Below are 1,127 nucleotides of genomic sequence, written 5' to 3' on the forward strand. Positions count from 1 at the left end.
GTCTGCTTCTTCTTCATCGCGTGGCGGAGGCCGGGAAAGGCGGGCTGCTTGGGCATCGGGGGCCTCCTTCGTGGTCCCGCCCAGTCTACCCCACGCCGATCAGAGAGCGAGGTTTTTCAGACGTTCCTTGAATTGTTTCGAGAGCGACGGAAATGGCTTACTCGACGCGATATCCTTGGGCCTTGAATTCGGCCTCGATGAGGCTCCAGACCTCCGCGTGTGGGCGCGGCTGCCATGTGTCCGCGGGGAAGGCGACCAGCTCGGCATAGAGCGCACGAAGCTTGAGTTCCGGTCCATCGCCGTAGACCGGGCGTCCACGAAGCTTCCCGACGGAATGGCCGAGTAGGAATGCTCGTTCCTCGTTCGTCATGCCCGCAGCCCGTCCGCGTTCTTCCCAGGTGTGCCTCGTGCCGCCGAAGGTGTAAGGTTTTCCACCTTCAGGTTGAGCCGGGAAAAGCCCATTTTCCCTCATGAAGTTGTTGATGTCGTCTGAAAAGCTACCCTTTGCGCGATACCGGGGGAAGCCGGCGGGATGGCGACACATTACCTCGAGCGCAGCGCCGAGGAGAGGCACGAGCCTGATGGATGCGAGATTCTTGATGTCCCGGGCATGCTCTCCATCCTCGACATACCTGATCCGCAGGTGCGGTATCGGATGATCCAGCACGATGTCTTCGGGCGGGATGTGCACGATTTCCGTCTGCCGGCAGCCCGTTTCGGCGATGACAATCCCGATATCAACGCGCTCATCGACTTCGAGTCCCGCGGTCAGCTTGCCGCTGGCAAGGTCTCGGACCCATCCCACCGGCAATGCCGGCTTTCCACCTTGATTCGAAGCCTTATCCTTCTTGGGAATCGGCCTGATCTTGAAACCGGCGACGGGGTTGAAGATCTGGCTCGGTAGAGTTCCTGCAAGATCATGAAATTCATCGATCATCTGCCGCAGATAGCGAAGACGCTTGATTGCCTGATCATCAGAAATACTCCCTGAATTCACCCTGGCCTCCGAAGTTCGACACCTCCCGGGGGGATTTGTGAGTTCTGCGAGAGGCCGGTGGGGGGATTTCAAGGGGTTAGGTTGCGAGAGGGTGGTGAAGTGCGGATGTAGTGTCGTCACACGTTTGGTG

The 1,127-nt window shown here is 59.1% G+C and carries 1 protein-coding gene; it reads right to left on the reverse strand.

What is annotated here, in order from left to right; translation table 11 throughout:
• Positions 1-157: 157 nt before the first annotated feature.
• Positions 158-937 carry a site-specific integrase gene (locus DLJ49_RS21605; protein WP_147277398.1) on the reverse strand — a complete coding sequence of 260 codons (780 nt, stop codon included), beginning with the start codon at positions 935-937 and terminating at the stop codon, positions 158-160.
• Between the last annotated feature and the right edge of the window lie 190 nt (positions 938-1,127).

The organism is Rhodovulum sp. 12E13 (assembly GCF_003340565.1).
GTDB lineage: Bacteria > Pseudomonadota > Alphaproteobacteria > Rhodobacterales > Rhodobacteraceae > HLUCCA09.

Excerpts from the sequence above, each read along its gene's own strand:
- DLJ49_RS21605 (WP_147277398.1), bottom strand. The coding sequence starts at position 937 with ATGATCGATGAATTTCATGATCTTGCAGGAACTCTACCGAGCCAGATC.